General features: G+C 43.3%; 18 protein-coding genes. 14 read left to right on the top strand and 4 right to left on the bottom strand.

The annotated features are described in order from the left end of the window. Nucleotides 1–14: 14 nt before the first annotated feature. On the bottom strand, nt 15–1,010 hold the full coding sequence (locus tag CYJ37_RS04345) for a permease (RefSeq protein ID WP_101548119.1): 996 nt from the start codon (nt 1,008–1,010) through the stop codon (nt 15–17). A gap of 516 nt (nt 1,011–1,526) precedes the next feature. Between CYJ37_RS04345 and CYJ37_RS04340 the strand changes: the two genes are divergently transcribed. From CYJ37_RS04340 to CYJ37_RS04295, 10 genes are all read left to right on the top strand, one after another. Beyond that, nucleotides 1,527–2,699 carry an FAD/NAD(P)-binding protein gene (locus tag CYJ37_RS04340; RefSeq protein ID WP_101548117.1) on the top strand — a complete coding sequence of 391 codons (1,173 nt, stop codon included), beginning with the start codon at nt 1,527–1,529 and terminating at the stop codon, nt 2,697–2,699. Between the two features lie 41 nt (nt 2,700–2,740). Next, entirely contained in the window at nt 2,741–3,919 is a 1,179-nt protein-coding gene (locus CYJ37_RS04335; RefSeq protein WP_101548115.1) for a GTP-binding protein, read from the top strand. Nucleotides 3,920–4,055: 136 nt separating this feature from the next. Further along, complete coding sequence (locus tag CYJ37_RS04330; RefSeq protein ID WP_101548113.1) at nt 4,056–4,355, top strand: DUF5316 domain-containing protein; 300 nt, start codon at nt 4,056–4,058, stop codon at nt 4,353–4,355. Nucleotides 4,356–4,359: 4 nt separating this feature from the next. Beyond that, nucleotides 4,360–4,842: a tetratricopeptide repeat protein gene (locus CYJ37_RS04325; protein ID WP_101548111.1), complete on the top strand. Its 483-nt coding sequence runs from the start codon at nt 4,360–4,362 to the stop codon at nt 4,840–4,842. A 259-nt stretch (nt 4,843–5,101) separates the two neighbouring features. Next, the gene (locus tag CYJ37_RS04320; protein ID WP_101548110.1) at nt 5,102–5,392 is read left to right on the top strand and encodes a hypothetical protein; all 291 of its coding nucleotides are present in this window, start codon (nt 5,102–5,104) and stop codon (nt 5,390–5,392) included. 20 nt (nt 5,393–5,412) lie between these two features. Continuing rightward, nucleotides 5,413–5,859: an SRPBCC family protein gene (locus CYJ37_RS04315; protein WP_180827243.1), complete on the top strand. Its 447-nt coding sequence runs from the start codon at nt 5,413–5,415 to the stop codon at nt 5,857–5,859. Nucleotides 5,860–5,913: 54 nt separating this feature from the next. Further along, entirely contained in the window at nt 5,914–7,125 is a 1,212-nt protein-coding gene (locus CYJ37_RS04310) for a TolB family protein (protein WP_101548106.1), read from the top strand. 899 nt (nt 7,126–8,024) lie between these two features. Further along, complete coding sequence (locus CYJ37_RS04305; RefSeq protein WP_101548104.1) at nt 8,025–8,228, top strand: helix-turn-helix transcriptional regulator; 204 nt, start codon at nt 8,025–8,027, stop codon at nt 8,226–8,228. Further along, nucleotides 8,225–8,656, top strand: coding sequence for a hypothetical protein (locus CYJ37_RS04300; RefSeq protein WP_101548102.1), 432 nt, complete (start codon nt 8,225–8,227; stop codon nt 8,654–8,656). Before CYJ37_RS04305 ends, CYJ37_RS04300 begins: the two co-directional genes overlap by 4 nt. A 14-nt stretch (nt 8,657–8,670) precedes the next feature. Next, the gene (locus tag CYJ37_RS04295) at nt 8,671–10,188 is read left to right on the top strand and encodes a CPBP family intramembrane glutamic endopeptidase (protein ID WP_101548100.1); all 1,518 of its coding nucleotides are present in this window, start codon (nt 8,671–8,673) and stop codon (nt 10,186–10,188) included. 30 nt (nt 10,189–10,218) lie between these two features. On the opposite strand, the gene CYJ37_RS04290 is transcribed toward CYJ37_RS04295, so the two are convergent. Together CYJ37_RS04290 and CYJ37_RS04285 are read right to left on the bottom strand one after the other, a co-directional pair. Further along, a complete protein-coding gene (locus tag CYJ37_RS04290) occupies nt 10,219–10,809 on the bottom strand; it encodes a protein kinase (RefSeq protein WP_101548098.1) in 591 nt (196 codons plus the stop codon). Between the two features lie 31 nt (nt 10,810–10,840). Next, nucleotides 10,841–11,278, bottom strand: coding sequence for a hypothetical protein (locus CYJ37_RS04285; protein ID WP_101548096.1), 438 nt, complete (start codon nt 11,276–11,278; stop codon nt 10,841–10,843). A 406-nt stretch (nt 11,279–11,684) separates the two neighbouring features. Here CYJ37_RS04285 and CYJ37_RS04280 point away from each other — a divergent pair, with 406 nt between their 5' ends. Then, entirely contained in the window at nt 11,685–13,706 is a 2,022-nt protein-coding gene (locus CYJ37_RS04280; RefSeq protein WP_101548443.1) for an LTA synthase family protein, read from the top strand. A 284-nt stretch (nt 13,707–13,990) separates the two neighbouring features. Beyond that, nucleotides 13,991–14,428, top strand: a complete 438-nt coding sequence (locus tag CYJ37_RS04275; RefSeq protein ID WP_257964165.1) for a hypothetical protein — start codon at nt 13,991–13,993, stop codon at nt 14,426–14,428. 39 nt (nt 14,429–14,467) lie between these two features. Here CYJ37_RS04275 and CYJ37_RS04270 read toward each other — a convergent pair whose 3' ends face one another. Further along, nucleotides 14,468–14,929: a BsuPI-related putative proteinase inhibitor gene (locus CYJ37_RS04270; protein WP_101548094.1), complete on the bottom strand. Its 462-nt coding sequence runs from the start codon at nt 14,927–14,929 to the stop codon at nt 14,468–14,470. Between the two features lie 154 nt (nt 14,930–15,083). On the opposite strand from CYJ37_RS04270, the gene CYJ37_RS04265 reads away from it, so the two are divergent. After that, entirely contained in the window at nt 15,084–15,272 is a 189-nt protein-coding gene (locus CYJ37_RS04265; protein WP_009793387.1) for a hypothetical protein, read from the top strand. Nucleotides 15,273–15,330: 58 nt separating this feature from the next. After that, a complete protein-coding gene (pepF, locus tag CYJ37_RS04260; protein ID WP_101548092.1) occupies nt 15,331–17,121 on the top strand; it encodes an oligoendopeptidase F in 1,791 nt (596 codons plus the stop codon). Nucleotides 17,122–17,191 lie beyond the last annotated feature (70 nt).

Here is a 17,191-nt window from a genome sequence, read left to right as displayed (position 1 = left end):
TTATTCTCCCTCCCTTACCATAAACCCTGTACAATGAGCAAAGTTACGAAAACGGCTGCTGCGACAATTAGCAGTACGGATAAGACAAATCTTTTCCGGAAGACGCTCAGCATCATCAGAGTGTTTTTTAAATCAATCATAGGACCGAAAATCAGGAAGCCCAAAACAGAGGCAGAAGGGAAGATGCTGCCGAATGACGCTCCGATGAATGCATCGGCCTCCGAGCATAAAGAAAGAATGAAAGCAAGGCCCATCATCACCAGCAGAGAAGCGACAGGGCCGCTCCCTGCCTCGAGCAGTGTTCTTGCAGGCAAGTATACCTGGACGAATGAAGCCAGAAAAGCCCCCAATATTAAATATTTTGCCATATCAAAGAACTCATCAATAGAATGTGTCAGCATCAACCAAAGCCTGTCCATAAAGGGAGCTTTGCTCATCGATTGCGCGGACTCTGTATGAAGACCTTTTTTAAATTGATTGCCTTTGAAGAAGAGGCTGACAGCAAAAGCGGATGCCAGTGCAATGACAAAACCCAGCCCCATCCTAAGACCGGCCATCTTCGCATCATTGCCAAATGCCATATATGTAGAAGCAATAACAATCGGGTTGATAAGGGGTCCGGTGAGCATAAAGCCAATTCCCGCATAAATCGGCACCCCTTTGCCAACGAGCCTTCGAATAATTGGAACAATGCCGCACTCACATGCTGGAAAAAGGGCTCCCGCCGTACAGCTCATTAGAATCGCCAAATACTTATTCTTCGGTATCCATTTTTTAATATGGTCCTCAGTCACAAAAATCTGTATAAACCCGGCTATAAGAACGCCGATCAATACAAATGGAAGCGCCTCTATCAAAATACTGATAAAGATCGTATTCAAATTGAGCAATGATGAGGGAAGCTCCACTGCTTCTTGAAAACTGACAATCGAAAAGATAAACAAACCTGCTGTAACGGCGATAATCAGACCTGTTAATTCGCCCATATTACTTTTTATTATGCGATCCATATAAACCTCCTAAATAACAGCACCCTGGGTAATGAAATTAAAGTAACCGTAATAATTACGCTTTACATTCTAAGCTAACTATATGTGTTTGTCCATGGGAATATACCTGTCCATTTTATAACAGTTAAGGAGGCTGGAATACCTGTTTATTCAGGGGAAGAGATGCGTCAATCGTCCCAGGAAGATCTCTTAGGGGATAAAATTAGGGGAGCGCAGGCACAAAGAACGTTAGAGAACCTTACCAGGAGTGGGGATTGAATAAGTTTAAAAGTTGTGGTTTAATTATCAAATCGTAATTATTACGTTTTATTCCAGGCTATAGTTTGCGTTGTAGTTGCTAATAAAACTGAATAGTTGCTAATAAATTGGAAAAGTTGCTAATAAAAGAAAAAAGTTGCTAGTAAACTGGAAAAGTTGCTAATAAAAGATGAAACTTGCTAATAAACACAGAAAGCTGAGGCAGAATTTTACATAAATCACATCAGCCAAGCGCTTTTTTCAAGGAGGATTCAAAAGATGAAAGAATGGGTCATTGTCGGCGGGGGAATACAGGGTGTTACACTTGCTGCATTCTTGCTGAGAAAGAAAAAAGTATCCTTAGAAGGACTGTCCATTATTGATCCGCATCACGAGCCGCTATCCAATTGGAAGCATTGCACAGCTGCCATTTCAATGCCTTACTTGAGATCGCCCTCTGTGCATCATATCGATGAAGGGCCTTTCAGCCTGCAGAAATTTGCCGGGAATACCGAACAAAACGGTGCATACTTCGGCAGATATAAGAGACCTTCACTGAAATTATTCAACGAGCATTGCCAGCATGTTATCCAGGATACTGAAATGAAGGATTCATGGGTGCAGGGCAGGGTAATAGAAGCAATGGAGACAGAGGGAGGCTGGCGTGTTGCCCTTCAGGAAGGACGAACATTAGAAACAAAAAATCTAGCCATTGCAATCGGGATTGGAGAACAGCCTTTACTTCCTGAATGGGCCATCAGTCTAAAAGAAGAGGGCTGTCCTTCCATTTATCATATTTTCGAAAAAGGCATGCCGGTTCTTGAACATCTCCAGGTTCCTATAACGGTCCTTGGCGGGGGAATATCAGCGGTACATTTGGCCATAAGCTTAAGCACACAATATCCCGGCCAGGCAGCATTGCTTAAGCGTCACCCTTTCCGGGTGCATGATTTTGACAGTGATCCAGGGTGGCTCGGACCCAAAAAACAATATGGCTTCCGCAAGCTTGAATCCTGGAAGGAAAAGCGCCGGCAGATTATAAAAGCAAGGAATAAGGGATCCCTTCCATTTGAACTTCTGGCAAAAATCAAGCATTTGGCTAAAGAGGATCTGCTTTACCTTATTGATGGCCATGTTGAGCGGGCTGAATGGAGCGGAAAGGGTATTTCTATGTTCAATGAAAAAGGGGAGCTCATCCATCAGACTGGGACTGTTGTTTTGGCCACCGGCTTTCAGGCCGGCCTTCCGGGAAAAGAGTGGCTTACCCCTTTTATTGAAAAGCATAGCCTGCCTTGTGCAAAGTGCGGTTATCCTATCGTTGGCCATTCACTCCAATGGTCTCGTGGACTTTATGTTACAGGAGCACTGGCCGAGCTGGAGATAGGGCCTATTGCCCGCAATATCTCAGGGGCACGACAGGCAGCAGAAAGAATTACAAGCAGCTTATTATAAGTATTAAATCGTAATGAATACGTTTAAAAAGGGAGATTTTAATGAGTATAAAGAGAATACCTGTTACTGTCTTGAGCGGTTATCTTGGCTCAGGAAAAACATCTTTGCTCAATCACATTCTGGCAAATCGTGAGGGCTTGAAGGTGGCTGTAATTGTCAATGATATGAGCGAGGTCAATATTGATGCTGCAATGGTGAAGCAGGGCGGCTTCTCAAGGACAGATGAAAAGCTGGTTGAAATGCAGAATGGCTGCATATGCTGCACGCTGCGCGAGGATTTAATGATAGAGGTTGAGAAGCTTGCTGCCCAAGGCGATATTGATTATATAGTGATTGAATCAACAGGGATCAGCGAACCGGTTCCTGTTGCTCAGACCTTTTCATATGCTGACGAAGATTTAGAAATTAATCTGTCCTCCATCTGCAGGCTGGATACAATGGTGACAGTTGTGGATGCTTACCGTTTTTGGCAGGACTTTTCTTCAGGAGAAAGCCTTCTGGACAGGCAGGAGGCGGCAGGGGATTCAGATGAGCGCGAAGTGGTGGACCTGCTGATCGATCAGATTGAATTTGCCAATGTGATATTACTGAACAAAATTGACTTAACAGAAAGGAAGGCTGCTGAAGAGCTTACAGCCGTCCTCCGCAAGCTTAACCCGGGAGCAGATATTATTGAAACAATACATGGGGCAGTACCGCTGGACCGCGTGCTGAATACAAAGCTTTTTGACTTGGAACAAGCTGGACAAAATGCAGGATGGATAAAAGAGCTTAATCATGAGCATATACCGGAAACCGAGGAATATGGGATTTCTTCCTTCGTCTATAGAAGAAGAAAGCCGTTTCATCCTGGCAGGTTTATGCAATGGCTTGAACGATGGCCTGCTGAGATTGTCAGATCAAAGGGCTTCATTTGGGTTGCAGGCAGGGAAGATACTGCCGGCCTTCTTTCTCAGGCTGGACCTTCGCTTATCCTGCAAGGGGCGGGTGCATGGATCGCATCGCTTCCCGAGGCCGAACGAGAACAAATTCTGTCAGAAGATCCCGGGCTTAAGGAAAGCTGGGATGAAATAACAGGGGACCGGCAGACAGAGCTGGTAATGATCGGCATAAAAATGGATCGCCGTGCCATTGAGGATTCGCTTGATGTTTGTCTGATTTGTGAAGAGGAAGCTGAGGTGGACTGGAAGACTTTTGAGGACCCTTTGCCTGTTTTCTAAAATCGTAAGATGCTGCACTAAAATGTCGCGGCCCTTTTTTTCAAAAGAGGAAGGATAAAGTTCATTTAAAAAAGAAGAATACAAGATTAACGGCTCTTTCCCTTCATAAATATAATGAAGAAAAGGGGATGTTTTGATGAGAAAAGCATTATTGTCAGGAATAGTACTGGCGGGTCTTGCGGCGGCTGGTTCTTATGGAGAGGAAAACTGGAATCTTTTATGGATGCTGAGCGGGACTGTATCTATAGCTTCCATTTTAATTAGCGGGTTATTGTTTGGTGTTTTCATCAGCGGGGAACAAAACAGGGCAAATTTTCACACAGAAAGCAAGAATGATAGAAAGAAGCGGCAAAAAATAGGGGGCGGTGTCCTGCTGTTCGGCCTCCCGAATATGATAGCAGTATTGGTATATTATCTTGTGTCAGGCGGAGGATAAATCTATGGAAGAACTTGAATTTGCAATTAACCTTAGGGGATCGGGAGAGCTCAAGAAGTCAAACCTTATCCTCAAGAAGCTTGCTGACAGAAATCCCAGCGATGCGCTGATCAGCTATCAAACTGCCTGGAGCTTTGATTTGCTGGGGGAAGAAGCGGATGCAGCTCCCTATTATGAAAGAGCCATCAGCCTCGGACTTCCAGATAAAGAGCTGGAGGGGGCACTGCTCGGATTGGGGAGCACTTACCGTACATTAGGAGAATATCAGAAGGCAAGATATACGCTTGAGAAGGGGATGGAAAGATTCCCTGATAACCGTGCAATGAGCGTTTTTTATTCTATGGTGTTGTACAATTTAGGAAGCCATGGAGAAGCAATGGGCCTTCTGCTGGAAAGCCTGGCGGAAACATCTTCAGACGAAGGCATTCAGCAGTATAGGAAGGCGATTTTCTTTTATGCAGATAAGTTGGATACAGTCTGGAATTAAGGGCCTATAACAGGTCCTTTTTTCTTTGATGAAAATTGAAACTTACTGTTCTTTTTTTCGTCAAATCTATTATAAAAGTCAGAAGGCAATGAAAAAGCAGCAGAAGTGTTTGTAATCGAGCTGTCTGAAACAGAACAAGGAATACATAAGATCATCTTTTAAAAAGAAGCGAAGGGGACCTCAAGCATAGGGAAAGTATTGTGCCATATCCCTTTTCAGCGCAGCATGAACAGTCAGATTTGAGAGGAAAGGTTTTATTATGAGAAGAAAACTAGGAGCGAGCGCAGGTTTATTTATCCTGGGATCACAGCTTTATATACTATTTTTATGGATGGCAGACTGGGAAAGGCTGACGACTGTGTCCGGTTTAATGCTATGGGGGGCAGCTATCGTTCTGGGGCTCCTGGTATCACTCATTTACCACCAGCTCAGGGAGCCTGAAAAATATATAATGATAAGCAAAAACATATTATTCAGCAGTACGATTATGACCATTCTGCTGGCTGTATTGGCATTGGTCATTGAGCTCATTTCAAGCTCTATGCCTTAATGGATTGGGGGAATAGTAAAATGCCGGAGATCAATCATAAAATATTGATCAGAAAAGATAGACATGATATTTATCGGGTTTTGACGACTGCTGAAGGCTGGAACAGCTGGTTTACCGATGGGACTGAACTTAATCTGAACTCGGATGGCACAGGTGATATCCGCTTGAAATGGAACAATTATGGTCCAGAAAAACTGGTGCTTGAGGATGGGGGGAGGGTACTTCATGCAGAGCCGGTCAGCCGATTCATCTTTCAATGGACCCCCGGTGAGAGTACGACCACGGTGTCGTTTACACTGGAGCCTGCTGAGGAAGGAACGATTGTCAGTGTGCACGAGACGGGATATTCCTCCTCCCTCAAAGACCTTCAGGCATGCGTAAATTGTGCAGCCGGCTGGGGAGAGGCACTCGTCCTCCTCAAGCTTTATGTAGAGCATGCTCTTGTCTGCAAGCAGGATTTAGGCTGAATATTGGAATCATCATCCTTAATCGGGACACCCTAACGGCAGGAGGGATTTTCCATGAGATTAAGGATTTTTTTATGCTTTCTGGCCATTTTTGCAAGCATGCCTATTTCCAGCCAGGCTGAAGGGGGAGTAAAGGCAGCTTTTATAAGAGACGGAAATTTGTGGATTGCTGAGGGGAAAAAAGAAAACCGTTTGACCGAAGCAGGACAGGCATCGGATCCGAAATGGTCATATGATGGAAGGTTCATTGCTTATCTGGCTGCAGAAGGTGATCAGCGTTATCTGTATGTCTATGATTTGCAGAAGAACCGGAGCTATCAGCCCTATAAAACAATCGAGACCTATCACTTTGAATGGTCCCCGGATGCCAATACAATCGCTTACACTTCCAGGGGAGTTCTTAATATCACAAAAACTAAAAACGGTATACCTATGGGCTTTGAAAATGTCTCTTTGGGTGTAAGTGATTTTACATGGATGCCGGATGGCAAGGGATTTATTGCTTCGTCACAAGCGGAACTGCTGCCCACTGGATGGGGGCCGGTTAGGCTGTTCAAAATAAAGAAAGATGCCGGACTGAACCCCAAAAAAATAAAGCCATTTTATACAATAAAAACGGACCCGGACAAACTGTTTGCGATTGATGCAAATCATTTCAAGTGGAGCACAGACCGGAAGTGGATAAGCTATCTTGGAGTCCCGACCGCATCATGGTCGGCCGACAGCAACACGCTCATGGTATTGTCTGCGGGAGGTACCCGGTTCCAGATTATCGGAAAGATGCTGAACCAGCCGGATTGGTTTAAATGGTCCCCGAAGGAAAATAAAATCGCGTATATTTCTGGTGAAGGAAGATTTTTTGTACAGGATAAAAGGACGTCGGTAGCAGATATTCCAATTTCAGCCGGCCAAAAGGATTATACGCCAGAAGGCTATGTAGATATTGACCTCGCGTGGCTGACCGGAGACGAGGTGATCTCGGCCCGGGCAAGGGAAAATAAAGAATGGAAGGAAGGGCCGGTCCCGGAGCTGTATTCAAAGCTATACAACATCAATATCAAATCAGGCATCCAGAAGCAAATTACATTCCCTAAACCAGGCAGCATGGATATCAAGCCTCAAGTAACAGGGAGCTATTTAACATGGATGCGAAAAGAAAGCGGCGGAACGCAGGGAGATATCTGGATCAAAGAGAGAGCAGGCGGCAAAGCAAAGGTATGGCTTGAAAGAGTGGACGATGCACCGGTATTTTACAACAGCAAGTAGAGGAAAGCCCATTCGCTGAGGATGGGCTAAAATTATTTGAAGAATGCAATCTAAGCCAGGGTTGAAAAGAATGATATTTTTGAATAGAGGCTAATCAATACATGAGATGATAAAAAAGCAGTCCGCCATGCATTGAATAGAGGCTAATCAATACATGAGATGATAAAAAAGCAGTCTGCCATGCATTGGATAGAGGTTAATCAATACATGAGGGGATAAAAAGCAGTCCGCCATGCCTAGAATAGAGGCTAATCAATACATGAGGAGATAAAAAAGCAGTCCCTGATGCATAGAAAAGAGGCTGATCAATACATGAGGAGATAAAAAAGCAGTCCCTGATGCATAGAAAAGAGGCTAATCAACACATGAGGAGATAAAAAAGCAGTCCCTGATGCATAGAAAAGAGGCTGATCAATACATGAGATGATAAAAAAGCAGTCCCTGATGCATAGAATAGAGGCTAATCAATACATGAGATGATAAAAATGCAGTCCCTCATGCATAGAATAGAGGCTTATCAACACATGAGGGGATAAAAAAGCAGTCCGCCATGCATAGAATAGAGGTTAATTAACACATAAGGGTATTTAAAAGCAGGCCCCAGTGCATCTATTTAATAAAAAAGCAGTCACTCACATCGAATAAAAGCAAATCAATACATGCATTGCCATTTAAGCAGCGGTCAAGCCCCGACTGAGTTCCCCAATTTGTTTATGAAAAGCCCCCCAATAACTTTCAAATTACTCCCTTGTTACAGCAATCCTCCCTATCTTTTTCCTTCCAAAAAACCAAATTTTATTATTCTAATTGTTACAACATTATGGATAAATGACAACTATCGTTTACATTATGACAATAATCCTTTACTCTTAAGATGACATAGGGAGGGGAAATTTACCATGTTAAAAAATTCCGTTCGTGAAATGAGGGCGAGATTCCGATTCACACAGCAGGATCTGGCAGATAAGATCGGTGTTTCACGGCAGACGATCGGGCTGATTGAAAAGGGCGATTACGCTCCGTCCATCACACTCGCGCTGAAGATATCCTCTGTGTTTGGAGTCCCGGTCGAACAGATATTTCATTTAGAAGGGGAAGAATGACCATGCTAAAAGCTATTTTTCAATCTCCACTTTTTAATTGCCTGCTGATCCTGGGCCTTGGGATCATAATGATTGGCAATTATTATACTGACGATGTTCCTGGGTGGATGAATATTGATCCGCTGTTTCTCGGCATTCCGATTCTCTTCCTTGTTGCTTCCATACCTGTCTACAACAAGCTGAACCCTGGCAGCAAGGTGAAACCGCAGATTATCCCAATGGAGTTGAGAGAAGATGACGAAGGGCAGCAGTGGATCACCTATAAGGCAACCAGGAAGGTGTATATCTTTTTTGCTTCATTTATACCGGTTGCGATTGCCCTGACCGCATTTTTGAACCATATTCCTTACTTCCCAGTCATGCTTCTAGCCGCGATGGGCATTGTACAATACTTGATTTTTTGGCTGGAGCTGAGAAGACACCGATAAAAGGGGGAGCTTACATGGATAAACAGATGCTGATTTCACTTTCTATACTGGCTGTATTGCTCGAGGCTTTTCTGATTTTTGTTTTTATCAAATATAAACAGGGAAGGATTGATCACAATCCATTTGGAGCGATGGTGTTGAAAGAAGGAAAGATTCTGTATTACAGCATTTTCCAATGGGGGAAGAGGAAGCCTGTAAATCAGGCAGCTGTTTTTCCATTATTGAAAGGCTCCAATTATTTTTGGCTGTTCCTCGCTCTTTTGCATGAACAGATTCTTGAAATGATTGTTTTCCATATCTACCTGAGAAATGAGGAGCCAGCCCTTGCTTACACTATTTCAGCGGTCCATATTTATAGCATCATTTATATGATCGGCGAATATAACTGGCTCCGCAATACACCCATTACAGTCAAAAATAACAGGGTTGATATGAAAATTGGGGCGAGAAGGGAATTGTCCTTTCATATCAGCGAGATTGATAAAATACAGAAAGCATCCCTTCAGTATAACAAAAGCGGAGGGATCATTTACGAAAACGGCGTCTTTCATGCAACCGCTTTCCCGAGAGTGCTGACCAGGATATTCGGAATGGGTGATGAGCTGAGGCATGAAATAATCTTTAAGCATCCTGTTACGGCAAGGGGTTATTTTGGATTAAAGAAAGAAGTGAAGAAAGCCTTCATTTATATTGAGCAATCAGACGAACTGGCTGAGCTGCTGAAGCGGAAAATGGAGGAATGTTCAGATGAAAAAGCGGAGATCCAGGTTCAATCCAAAAGAGAGCCGCTTGTTAACTGGAGGATGTATTTCCTGCTTCTTGCAATCAATCTGGCAGGAGCATTGGCATTAGCTCCTTATGCTATTGCCAGGGAAGGGTTCCATAAGGAAATGGGGGTGTCGGCAGGAGCTTTTACGCTGATATTTGCTGGCCAGACCTTAATAGAGGCTGGCATTCTAATCCTGCTGGCTCTGCTGATGGCAAGAACGGCAGCTGTTAAAATTCCCATGCTGGAATCTTTTATCAGGCGTTCAGGAAATTGGAGGAAGCATGCAAAAGATGCAGGAAAGGCAGTCTTTTACGGAGTTCTGACAGGTATTGTGATTTGTATCACAAGCTATTTTATATCGAAGCCGCTCGGTATTGATAACTCCAGCATAAACGAACCGGATTGGAAGCTGGGTCTTTTAGGCTCTTTCGGAGCGGGTACCACAGAAGAAACAATGTTCCGATTGTTCTTTGTCACGCTGCTTCTCTGGTTAACAGCGAAGATTAAGAAAAAGAAGCCAGGGAAGACTGCCATTTGGGTCAGCATCTTCAGCGCAGCACTCTTATTTGGCGCTCTGCACTTTGGAGTCGCTGCTTCAGCTTTCGACATGACTCTTGGACTTATTCTTGGAATGCTCCTTATAAATGGAATAGGGGGTGTAGTGTTCGGAGCCATATTCGTGTATGCAGGGCTGGAATATGCAATGATCGCCCATATCTTTGCTGATATTGTCATACATGTTGCTGCCCCGCAATTTTTATGAGAGGTTAATAGTCTCCGGTGCCTCATTGCTTCATTCTTTCCCGCACTGCAGGCACCTTTTGTCTTCATCATGATCTCCATACATGCGGAGCTCTCTTTCTATCCCGCATGAGATGCACCGTTCAAAATATATTTGCGGCAGGACCCCGCTTTCAGCCAAAGGGACCCACTCATTTTCATAAAGCTTCTTTGTCATCCCGTAATCGATGAATACGAGCTGCTTCTTGCCATTAATACCGTAATTGCTGCTGTCTTTAACATCAAAAGAGTCAAATTCAGCATCAAGGATCCGCAATGCTTTTTCATAACCGGAAGGGAGGAAGGCTCTGTCTGAATCTTTATCAATCTCGTAAGACTGATTATTGATCAAGGGGACGGGCTGATAATATCTTTGCACAGAAACAGACCGATCAACATAGAAAGCTTCAGCAAACAGGCTGCCCAATCCTTCAGCTTTCATAAATTGATAAATTTCCATCTCTTTTAAAGATTGCTTGAACCCGAGTGGATGGAGATTCACTTTGATGGCATATTCCTTATGCAGGTACACCTTTCTTGTAGAACCGATTCCTATAAAATTTTCCTCGGTGCAATATTTCCGCCAATTTTCCTCAATGTGCATAGGAATAAAATTCACCTCAATTTAATAATCGTTATTTGAAGATTTCTTCTAAGGACAGTTTTAAGCCTGAATGGGAGAGTTTGTAAGTATTGCTTCGGGAGTTCTTGTCCTGGAAGCTGTACACAGTTATATAATCACTTTCAAATATCGTAAGAGCCAGCCTTTTGCCGCTTTTCGAGGAGATCGTCAGCCAATAGCTATCTTCATCTGATAGTTGAGCAAAATTATTTTTATTCATTTTCAAACCGGTAAAGTTCTCCATTAAGCGTTGGATATCTTGTCTTCCAGTTAAATATTTCCGCTCATCCTTCCAGCCGCTGATAATTTCGATCGATTCAATATCGGAGATTAATATATCCTCTTTGGCAAGAACCTCATCAAATTTTTCCTCGCCAAATGAAAAGCTGACTATGAAGTAAAGAAGAACAAAGGCAGCAGGGATACAAAACAAAAGCAAATTCTTCCTCAATCTTTCACCTCCAGCAAATATGACTATATCTTACCATTAAATGGATTAGCAGAGTAATACCTTTGGCACTGAGATGAGTGGAACATCTTCAATTTTTTTATGATTCTAGGAATATCTTTCTATTCATGGGTATATATATTTGAGTCTATTTCATTTTCTGTCCAAAGCATGGCTGAAACTTTTTGGGCTGTTTATACGTATAATATATGTGAGCTTTTTGTGAACAAGCCGGATTTGGATCGGTTTCCAGTTCATTTTTGCACAGAAACATGGTACACTTACACATTATGTTGTGCTGCAATCGCAATGTAAGGGCCAAAGATGTTAAACGGGAAATGGCTTCCCCTGTGCAAGATTTCGATTTTGCAATAGAAAGAGGGTATTATACTTGAAGAAAACAAACTATATGAATGCCAATATACTAACTAAATTCTCAGGCTTTTATGCATTGGCGGTCCTGATGCTGTGGATTAAGACTTACACAGTACAGGCCCATGAATTCAGCCTTGGAATTGATAACGTCCTGCAGCAATTCCTGCTTGTGCTGAATCCGCTTGGATCAGCGATGCTGTTCCTCGGGATCGCTTTTTTCTTTAAAGGGCGGAAGAAATACTTTGCATTAATCGGAATCGACTTGCTCATGTCATTCCTCCTGTATGCAAATGTGCTTTTTTACAGGTTTTTTAATGACTTCCTGACCTTGCCGACATTGACTCAGACGCAAAACTTCGGCGATGTGAGCGGAAGTGTGACATCTCTGCTGAAGCCGCATGATATCCTTTATTTTGCTGATCTGCTGCTTCTGGCTGTATTGCTGGCAAGCCGTTTTGTAAAAATGGATATGGCTGCTGTACCGCGCAGGAAAGCAGCTGCATTGATGTTCCTGTCCCTGGCTATTTCCAGCTTCAATCTGGGACTGGCTGAGTCAGACCGTCCGCAGCTGCTGACGAGGGGATTTGACCGCAACTATATTGTCAAATATCTCGGAATGTACAATTATACGATCTATGATGCTGTTCAAAGTACAAAATCAACTGCACAGAGGGCCTTTGCCGACAGCAATGATGTGACAGAAGTCATCAACTTTACTAAATCAAACCATGCCAAACCGAATGAAAAGTATTTCGGAGCCGGGGAAGGGATGAATGTCATTTACCTTCACCTTGAGTCTATACAGAACTTCCTGATTGACTATAAGCTGCATGGCGAAGAAGTAACACCATTCCTGAACTCACTCACAAGTGAGCAGAATACGATGTACTTCGATAATTTCTACCACCAGACTGCACAGGGGAAAACGGCCGATGCGGAGTTCATGCTTGAAAATTCCCTTTACGGTCTGCCTCAGGGATCCGCTTTTACAACAAAGGGGACGAACACGTATCAGGCTGCACCTGCCATCCTGGGCCAGCATGGGTATACATCCGCTGCTTTCCACGGCAACTCCGGCAGCTTCTGGAATAGGGATGAAATTTACAAATCCTTTGGCTTTGATCATTTCTTTGACTCAAGCTATTATGATATGACTGCCCCTCAGGCAGAATACGGCCTGATGGATAAACCGTTCTTTGAGCAGTCGATGGACAATTTACAATCACTGAAGCAGCCTTTCTATACAAAGTTCATTACGGTAACACACCATTATCCTTATAAGATGGATCAGGCTGAAGCTACGATTGCCCCTCACACAACCGGGGATAAATCAGTCGATAATTACTTCCAGACCGCCCGTTATGCAGATGAGGCGCTGGAGCAGTTTTTCGAGGATCTGAAGGAAGCAGGCCTTTACGATAATTCCATTATTATTATGTACGGAGACCATTACGGAATATCCGAAAACCATAATAAGGCAATGGAAGAGGTGCTTGGACATGAAGTCGATGACTTTGTCAGCCAAGGATTGCAGAGGGTGCCTCTGTTCATCCGTGTGCCTGGCATGGAGGGCGGCGTCAATCATGAATATGGCGGCCAGATCGATTTGCTGCCAACCGTACTTCACTTGCTTGGAATAGAGAATAAAGACAATATCCAGTTTGGAACAGACCTTTTATCAGAGGAGCATGATGATATTGTTCCTTTCCGAAATGGAGATTTTGCCAGCCCTGAGATTACTTCGACAGGCGGGAAGTTCTATGATTCCAAGACGGGCGAGCTGCTGGACGAAAGCAGGCTTGAAGAGGCGGAAAAATACAAGCTGAATGTAGAGCAGAAGCTTAAGCTTTCAGACAAAGTTGTTAATGGAGACCTTCTCAGATTTTACACACCGGAAGGGTTTGAACCGGTGGACCGCTCGAAATATCAATATAAGCTGAATGAAGATACTGCGGTAAAAGAAGCAGATGAAGAAAATATAGAAGAAGAAAAAACAGGCACAGTAAAAATGTCTGAAGACAAAACAGAAGAAGGTAATTCAAGCAAGGCTGAGTAGCAGGAAAGGCTGTCCTTAAAAGGGCAGCCTTTTTCATTTAGCAATAAAAACTGGCAGAATAGCAGGAACTTTTACCTCTGAAGGATCGTAATAAGGATATGGACTCAATTTGGAGGTCTACTATATGAATTCATGATTCTCCTGGCCATTAGCAGCAGGCTATATTTGAAAAAAAGCAGGAGGCAGAGTCTAATGCTTCTGATGACAGCGGCAGCAGGTGCAGACATAAATTACTGCTATTATTTTAATAGTTAATACGGTAACAAAAATGGAGCAAAGGTATCATGGTTTGGAAAGGAAAGTATATGCGTTATAAAGACTTAATGGAGATGAAGGATATCGATATTTCATTTGAACAAATCTTCGAGCCTAGAACGGAAGGAGCTATGCTGCGCATTTCGGTTCTTATAAGCAAAAATGCCACAGATCTGCTGATCTATCCCCATCCTGACAGCAGGGCCGTCAGGGCAGAGATTGAGTTTCAAAATTATGTTACTTATTCTGTCGCTCATGATGATTTTACGGTTTGGAATGATGAAGATGTGTTTGAGGGAGAAGCCTTTAGGGTTTATGCCGAGTCAACGCTGCTGGATTTCGTAAAGAAAGAATATGTTTATCAGAAAGTATCAGAAGGAAGAGAGCTAACGCATTATTCTATTGCATGTTTTGAGCATCACGTTCATGTGTTTTCCTTTCATGAGCCTGTGATAAGAATTATATAAAAAATACCCCTGCAAGGATGTAAATGCAGGGGCCATTATCTATTGAATAGTGATTTCCTCGGTGACTTTATAGTCTTCCCCGTCCTGCTGTGTCATCCAGGCTTCAAGGGTGTACGTCCCTGGAGCGAGCTTCAGCTGGCTGAGGTTAATATCGTAATTCAGCTCTTCAGCAGGCTTCAAAACTTCTTCTCCCTCAGCCTGCAGGAAAAATGCAGCACTTGAAAACAGGAATACTTCTGCTCCATCCTTATCTTTTACAGAATAGTCAAAACGCTGGGAAGTTGGAAATTTCATTTTAACTTCTTTTTCTGTCTGGTTTTTAATGATGTATATATAATTCAATGAGCTTTCCTTTTGAAGTTCAGGTTCTACATTGCCTGCAATAATGCCGCTCCCTCCTCCGTTTGTATTATTTTCCGATCCGCTGCCCGATTCATTCTTTTCTGTGCTCGTGCCGCACCCTGTTAGAACAAGGGCAAGCACCAGGATCCATTTATACATTATGATCACCTTTCTTTGCTGCCAGGATTCCTTTTCCCTTTATATATACTGGCGTAAACAAGGGAAAGAAAGTTACAGGCAATAAAGGGAAATGAAGCATAAGCTTTGGTATTTCTTTAATGTTCTGATATCTTTTTCAAAAGGAGGTTTTTTTATGAATTTCGATCATGCCCTTTTAGGGGAAAAATATTTCAGCCTGGACGCCGCCCAGGTGGACAAAAGTCCAGATGAACTTGTGATTGCCGATCCTGAAGAATCAGGGTTTTATATCATCAGCAGGGAAAGCTATGAAGAAGGACCCCAGCTGGCAGGCTATAAAATACTTATTTCTGAAGGGGAATAGCAGCAGCGGGTTTTCCGTACATAATAAATAGAAGTATTTTTCAGAAGGAGTGAGGGGTATGACAGCATACACTTCCAGGCAGGATGTGCCTGTTGAAGAAACGTGGAATCTTAAGGATATCTATAGTGATGAAAAGCTGTGGGAACAGGATTTTGAGAAAGTCGGGAAAATGGCTGAAAAGCTTAAAGAGTTTGACGGCAATATTAATGATGCACAAGACCTATACCAATATTTAAAGCTAAGTGAAGAGCTTTCGTATACATTTACACATGTATATGCTTACAGCATGTTTAAGGCGGATCAGGATACGAGGGATACGGCTGCCCAAGCCCTGCAGGACCGCGTCAAACAGCTTGGGGTAAAAGTCGGGGCAGCCACTTCATTTTTCATGCCATATCTTCTCAGCCTTGATGAAGAAACGCTTAAAGGGTATATCGCAGAAGAAGGAGGACTGAAATATTTCGAAGAAGACCTGCTTGAATCTTTCCGCTATAAAACCCATGTGCTGACCAAAGAACAGGAAGAAGTTCTTTCACAGCTTGGAGAAGCTCTCTCATCTCCAAGCAATACGTATGGCATGATCAATAATGCCGATATCAAGTTCGGGATGGTTACAAAAGACGATGGCGAGAAGGTCCGCCTTACGCGGGGCATGTACAGCAAGCTGATTGAAGATGAAGACCGCGAAAAGCGGAAGGAGGCTTACAAAGCTTATTACAAGCCATATGTCGAACTGAAAAATACAATTGCATCCACCTTGTCTGCTGCGATAAAGAACAATGTATCGACATCCAAGCTTCGCCGCTATCCTTCTGCTTTGGAAAAAGGGCTTTTCGGGGATAATGTCCCGAAAGAAGTTTATGAAAACCTGATCCAATCGGCAAAGGATAATATTGCGCCAATGCACGAATACAACAGGCTGAGGAAAGAAAAACTCAAGCTTGATGAGCTTCATCAGTATGACTTGAGTGTCCCTCTTGTAAGCGGGGTGAAACAGGAAATTCCGTATGAAGAGGCATATGAAATTATGCTGAAGGCTTTGGCACCGCTTGGCGAGGACTATGTCAAGACATTGAAGGACTTTAAAAATGCTCGTTATCTCGATGTCCGGGAAACCCCGGGGAAAAGATCGGGCGCTTATAATATGGGTGTCTATGGTGTTCATCCTTATATCCTCCTGAACCACCAGGATGATTTGAACAGCTTGTTCACGCTTGCGCATGAATGCGGCCATGGGGTGCACAGCAAGCTGAGCAGCCAGCATCAGCCGCAGATCTCAGCGCGCTACAGCATTTTTGTTGCTGAAGTGGCATCAACGGTCAATGAAGTGCTCTTGATCAACTATCTGCTCGATAACGAGAAGGATGAGAATGTGCGCAAGCATTTACTCAATCACTTTATCGATAAGTTCAAGGGAACCTTTTTTACACAGGTTATGTTTGCCGAGTTTGAAAAGATTACCCATGAATATGCAGAGCAGGGAAAACCGCTCAATGTTGAGGTCTTCAACGGAATCTATGAGAACCTCTTCCGTGAGTATAATGGCGAAGAGCTTGTCTTTGATGAAGAGGTGAAATACGGCTGGTCCAGGATCCCGCATTTTTACCGCCCATTCTATGTGTACAAATATGCCACCGGATTTGCTTCAGCCATCCATCTTGCCACAAGGATACTCGAAGGCGATAAAGAGACGCTTGAGTCTTACATTGAGTTCCTGAAGAGCGGAAGCAGCGATTACCCGCTTGAGCTTCTAAAGAAGACTGGAGTAGATCTGACTTCCCCAGAACCAATCGAGAATTCAATGAGAAAGTTTAGCGAGCTGGTAAAGGAATTGGAGAAAACTCTATAGAGGGTAAGAGCCACAATGCTCCAGTAGCCACTCAGAATATAAATATTTATATTAGCTGAAGATTTTGGGA

The sequence above is a fragment of the Bacillus sp. UMB0728 genome (assembly GCF_002858875.1).
In the GTDB taxonomy this organism is placed as follows: domain Bacteria; phylum Bacillota; class Bacilli; order Bacillales; family Cytobacillaceae; genus Bacillus_AB; species Bacillus_AB infantis.
This window is presented reverse-complemented; position numbering and strand designations above follow the sequence as displayed.

Coding starts and splice junctions, on each gene's coding strand:
- CYJ37_RS04345 (WP_101548119.1), bottom strand. CDS start 1,010: ATGGATCGCATAATAAAAAGTAATATGGGCGAATTAACAGGTCTGATT.
- CYJ37_RS04340 (WP_101548117.1), top strand. CDS start 1,527: ATGAAAGAATGGGTCATTGTCGGCGGGGGAATACAGGGTGTTACACTT.
- CYJ37_RS04335 (WP_101548115.1), top strand. CDS start 2,741: ATGAGTATAAAGAGAATACCTGTTACTGTCTTGAGCGGTTATCTTGGC.
- CYJ37_RS04330 (WP_101548113.1), top strand. CDS start 4,056: ATGAGAAAAGCATTATTGTCAGGAATAGTACTGGCGGGTCTTGCGGCG.
- CYJ37_RS04325 (WP_101548111.1), top strand. CDS start 4,360: ATGGAAGAACTTGAATTTGCAATTAACCTTAGGGGATCGGGAGAGCTC.
- CYJ37_RS04320 (WP_101548110.1), top strand. CDS start 5,102: ATGAGAAGAAAACTAGGAGCGAGCGCAGGTTTATTTATCCTGGGATCA.
- CYJ37_RS04315 (WP_180827243.1), top strand. CDS start 5,413: ATGCCGGAGATCAATCATAAAATATTGATCAGAAAAGATAGACATGAT.
- CYJ37_RS04310 (WP_101548106.1), top strand. CDS start 5,914: ATGAGATTAAGGATTTTTTTATGCTTTCTGGCCATTTTTGCAAGCATG.
- CYJ37_RS04305 (WP_101548104.1), top strand. CDS start 8,025: ATGTTAAAAAATTCCGTTCGTGAAATGAGGGCGAGATTCCGATTCACA.
- CYJ37_RS04300 (WP_101548102.1), top strand. CDS start 8,225: ATGACCATGCTAAAAGCTATTTTTCAATCTCCACTTTTTAATTGCCTG.
- CYJ37_RS04295 (WP_101548100.1), top strand. CDS start 8,671: ATGGATAAACAGATGCTGATTTCACTTTCTATACTGGCTGTATTGCTC.
- CYJ37_RS04290 (WP_101548098.1), bottom strand. CDS start 10,809: ATGCACATTGAGGAAAATTGGCGGAAATATTGCACCGAGGAAAATTTT.
- CYJ37_RS04280 (WP_101548443.1), top strand. CDS start 11,685: ATGAATGCCAATATACTAACTAAATTCTCAGGCTTTTATGCATTGGCG.
- CYJ37_RS04275 (WP_257964165.1), top strand. CDS start 13,991: ATGGTTTGGAAAGGAAAGTATATGCGTTATAAAGACTTAATGGAGATG.
- CYJ37_RS04270 (WP_101548094.1), bottom strand. CDS start 14,929: ATGTATAAATGGATCCTGGTGCTTGCCCTTGTTCTAACAGGGTGCGGC.
- CYJ37_RS04265 (WP_009793387.1), top strand. CDS start 15,084: ATGAATTTCGATCATGCCCTTTTAGGGGAAAAATATTTCAGCCTGGAC.
- pepF (WP_101548092.1), top strand. CDS start 15,331: ATGACAGCATACACTTCCAGGCAGGATGTGCCTGTTGAAGAAACGTGG.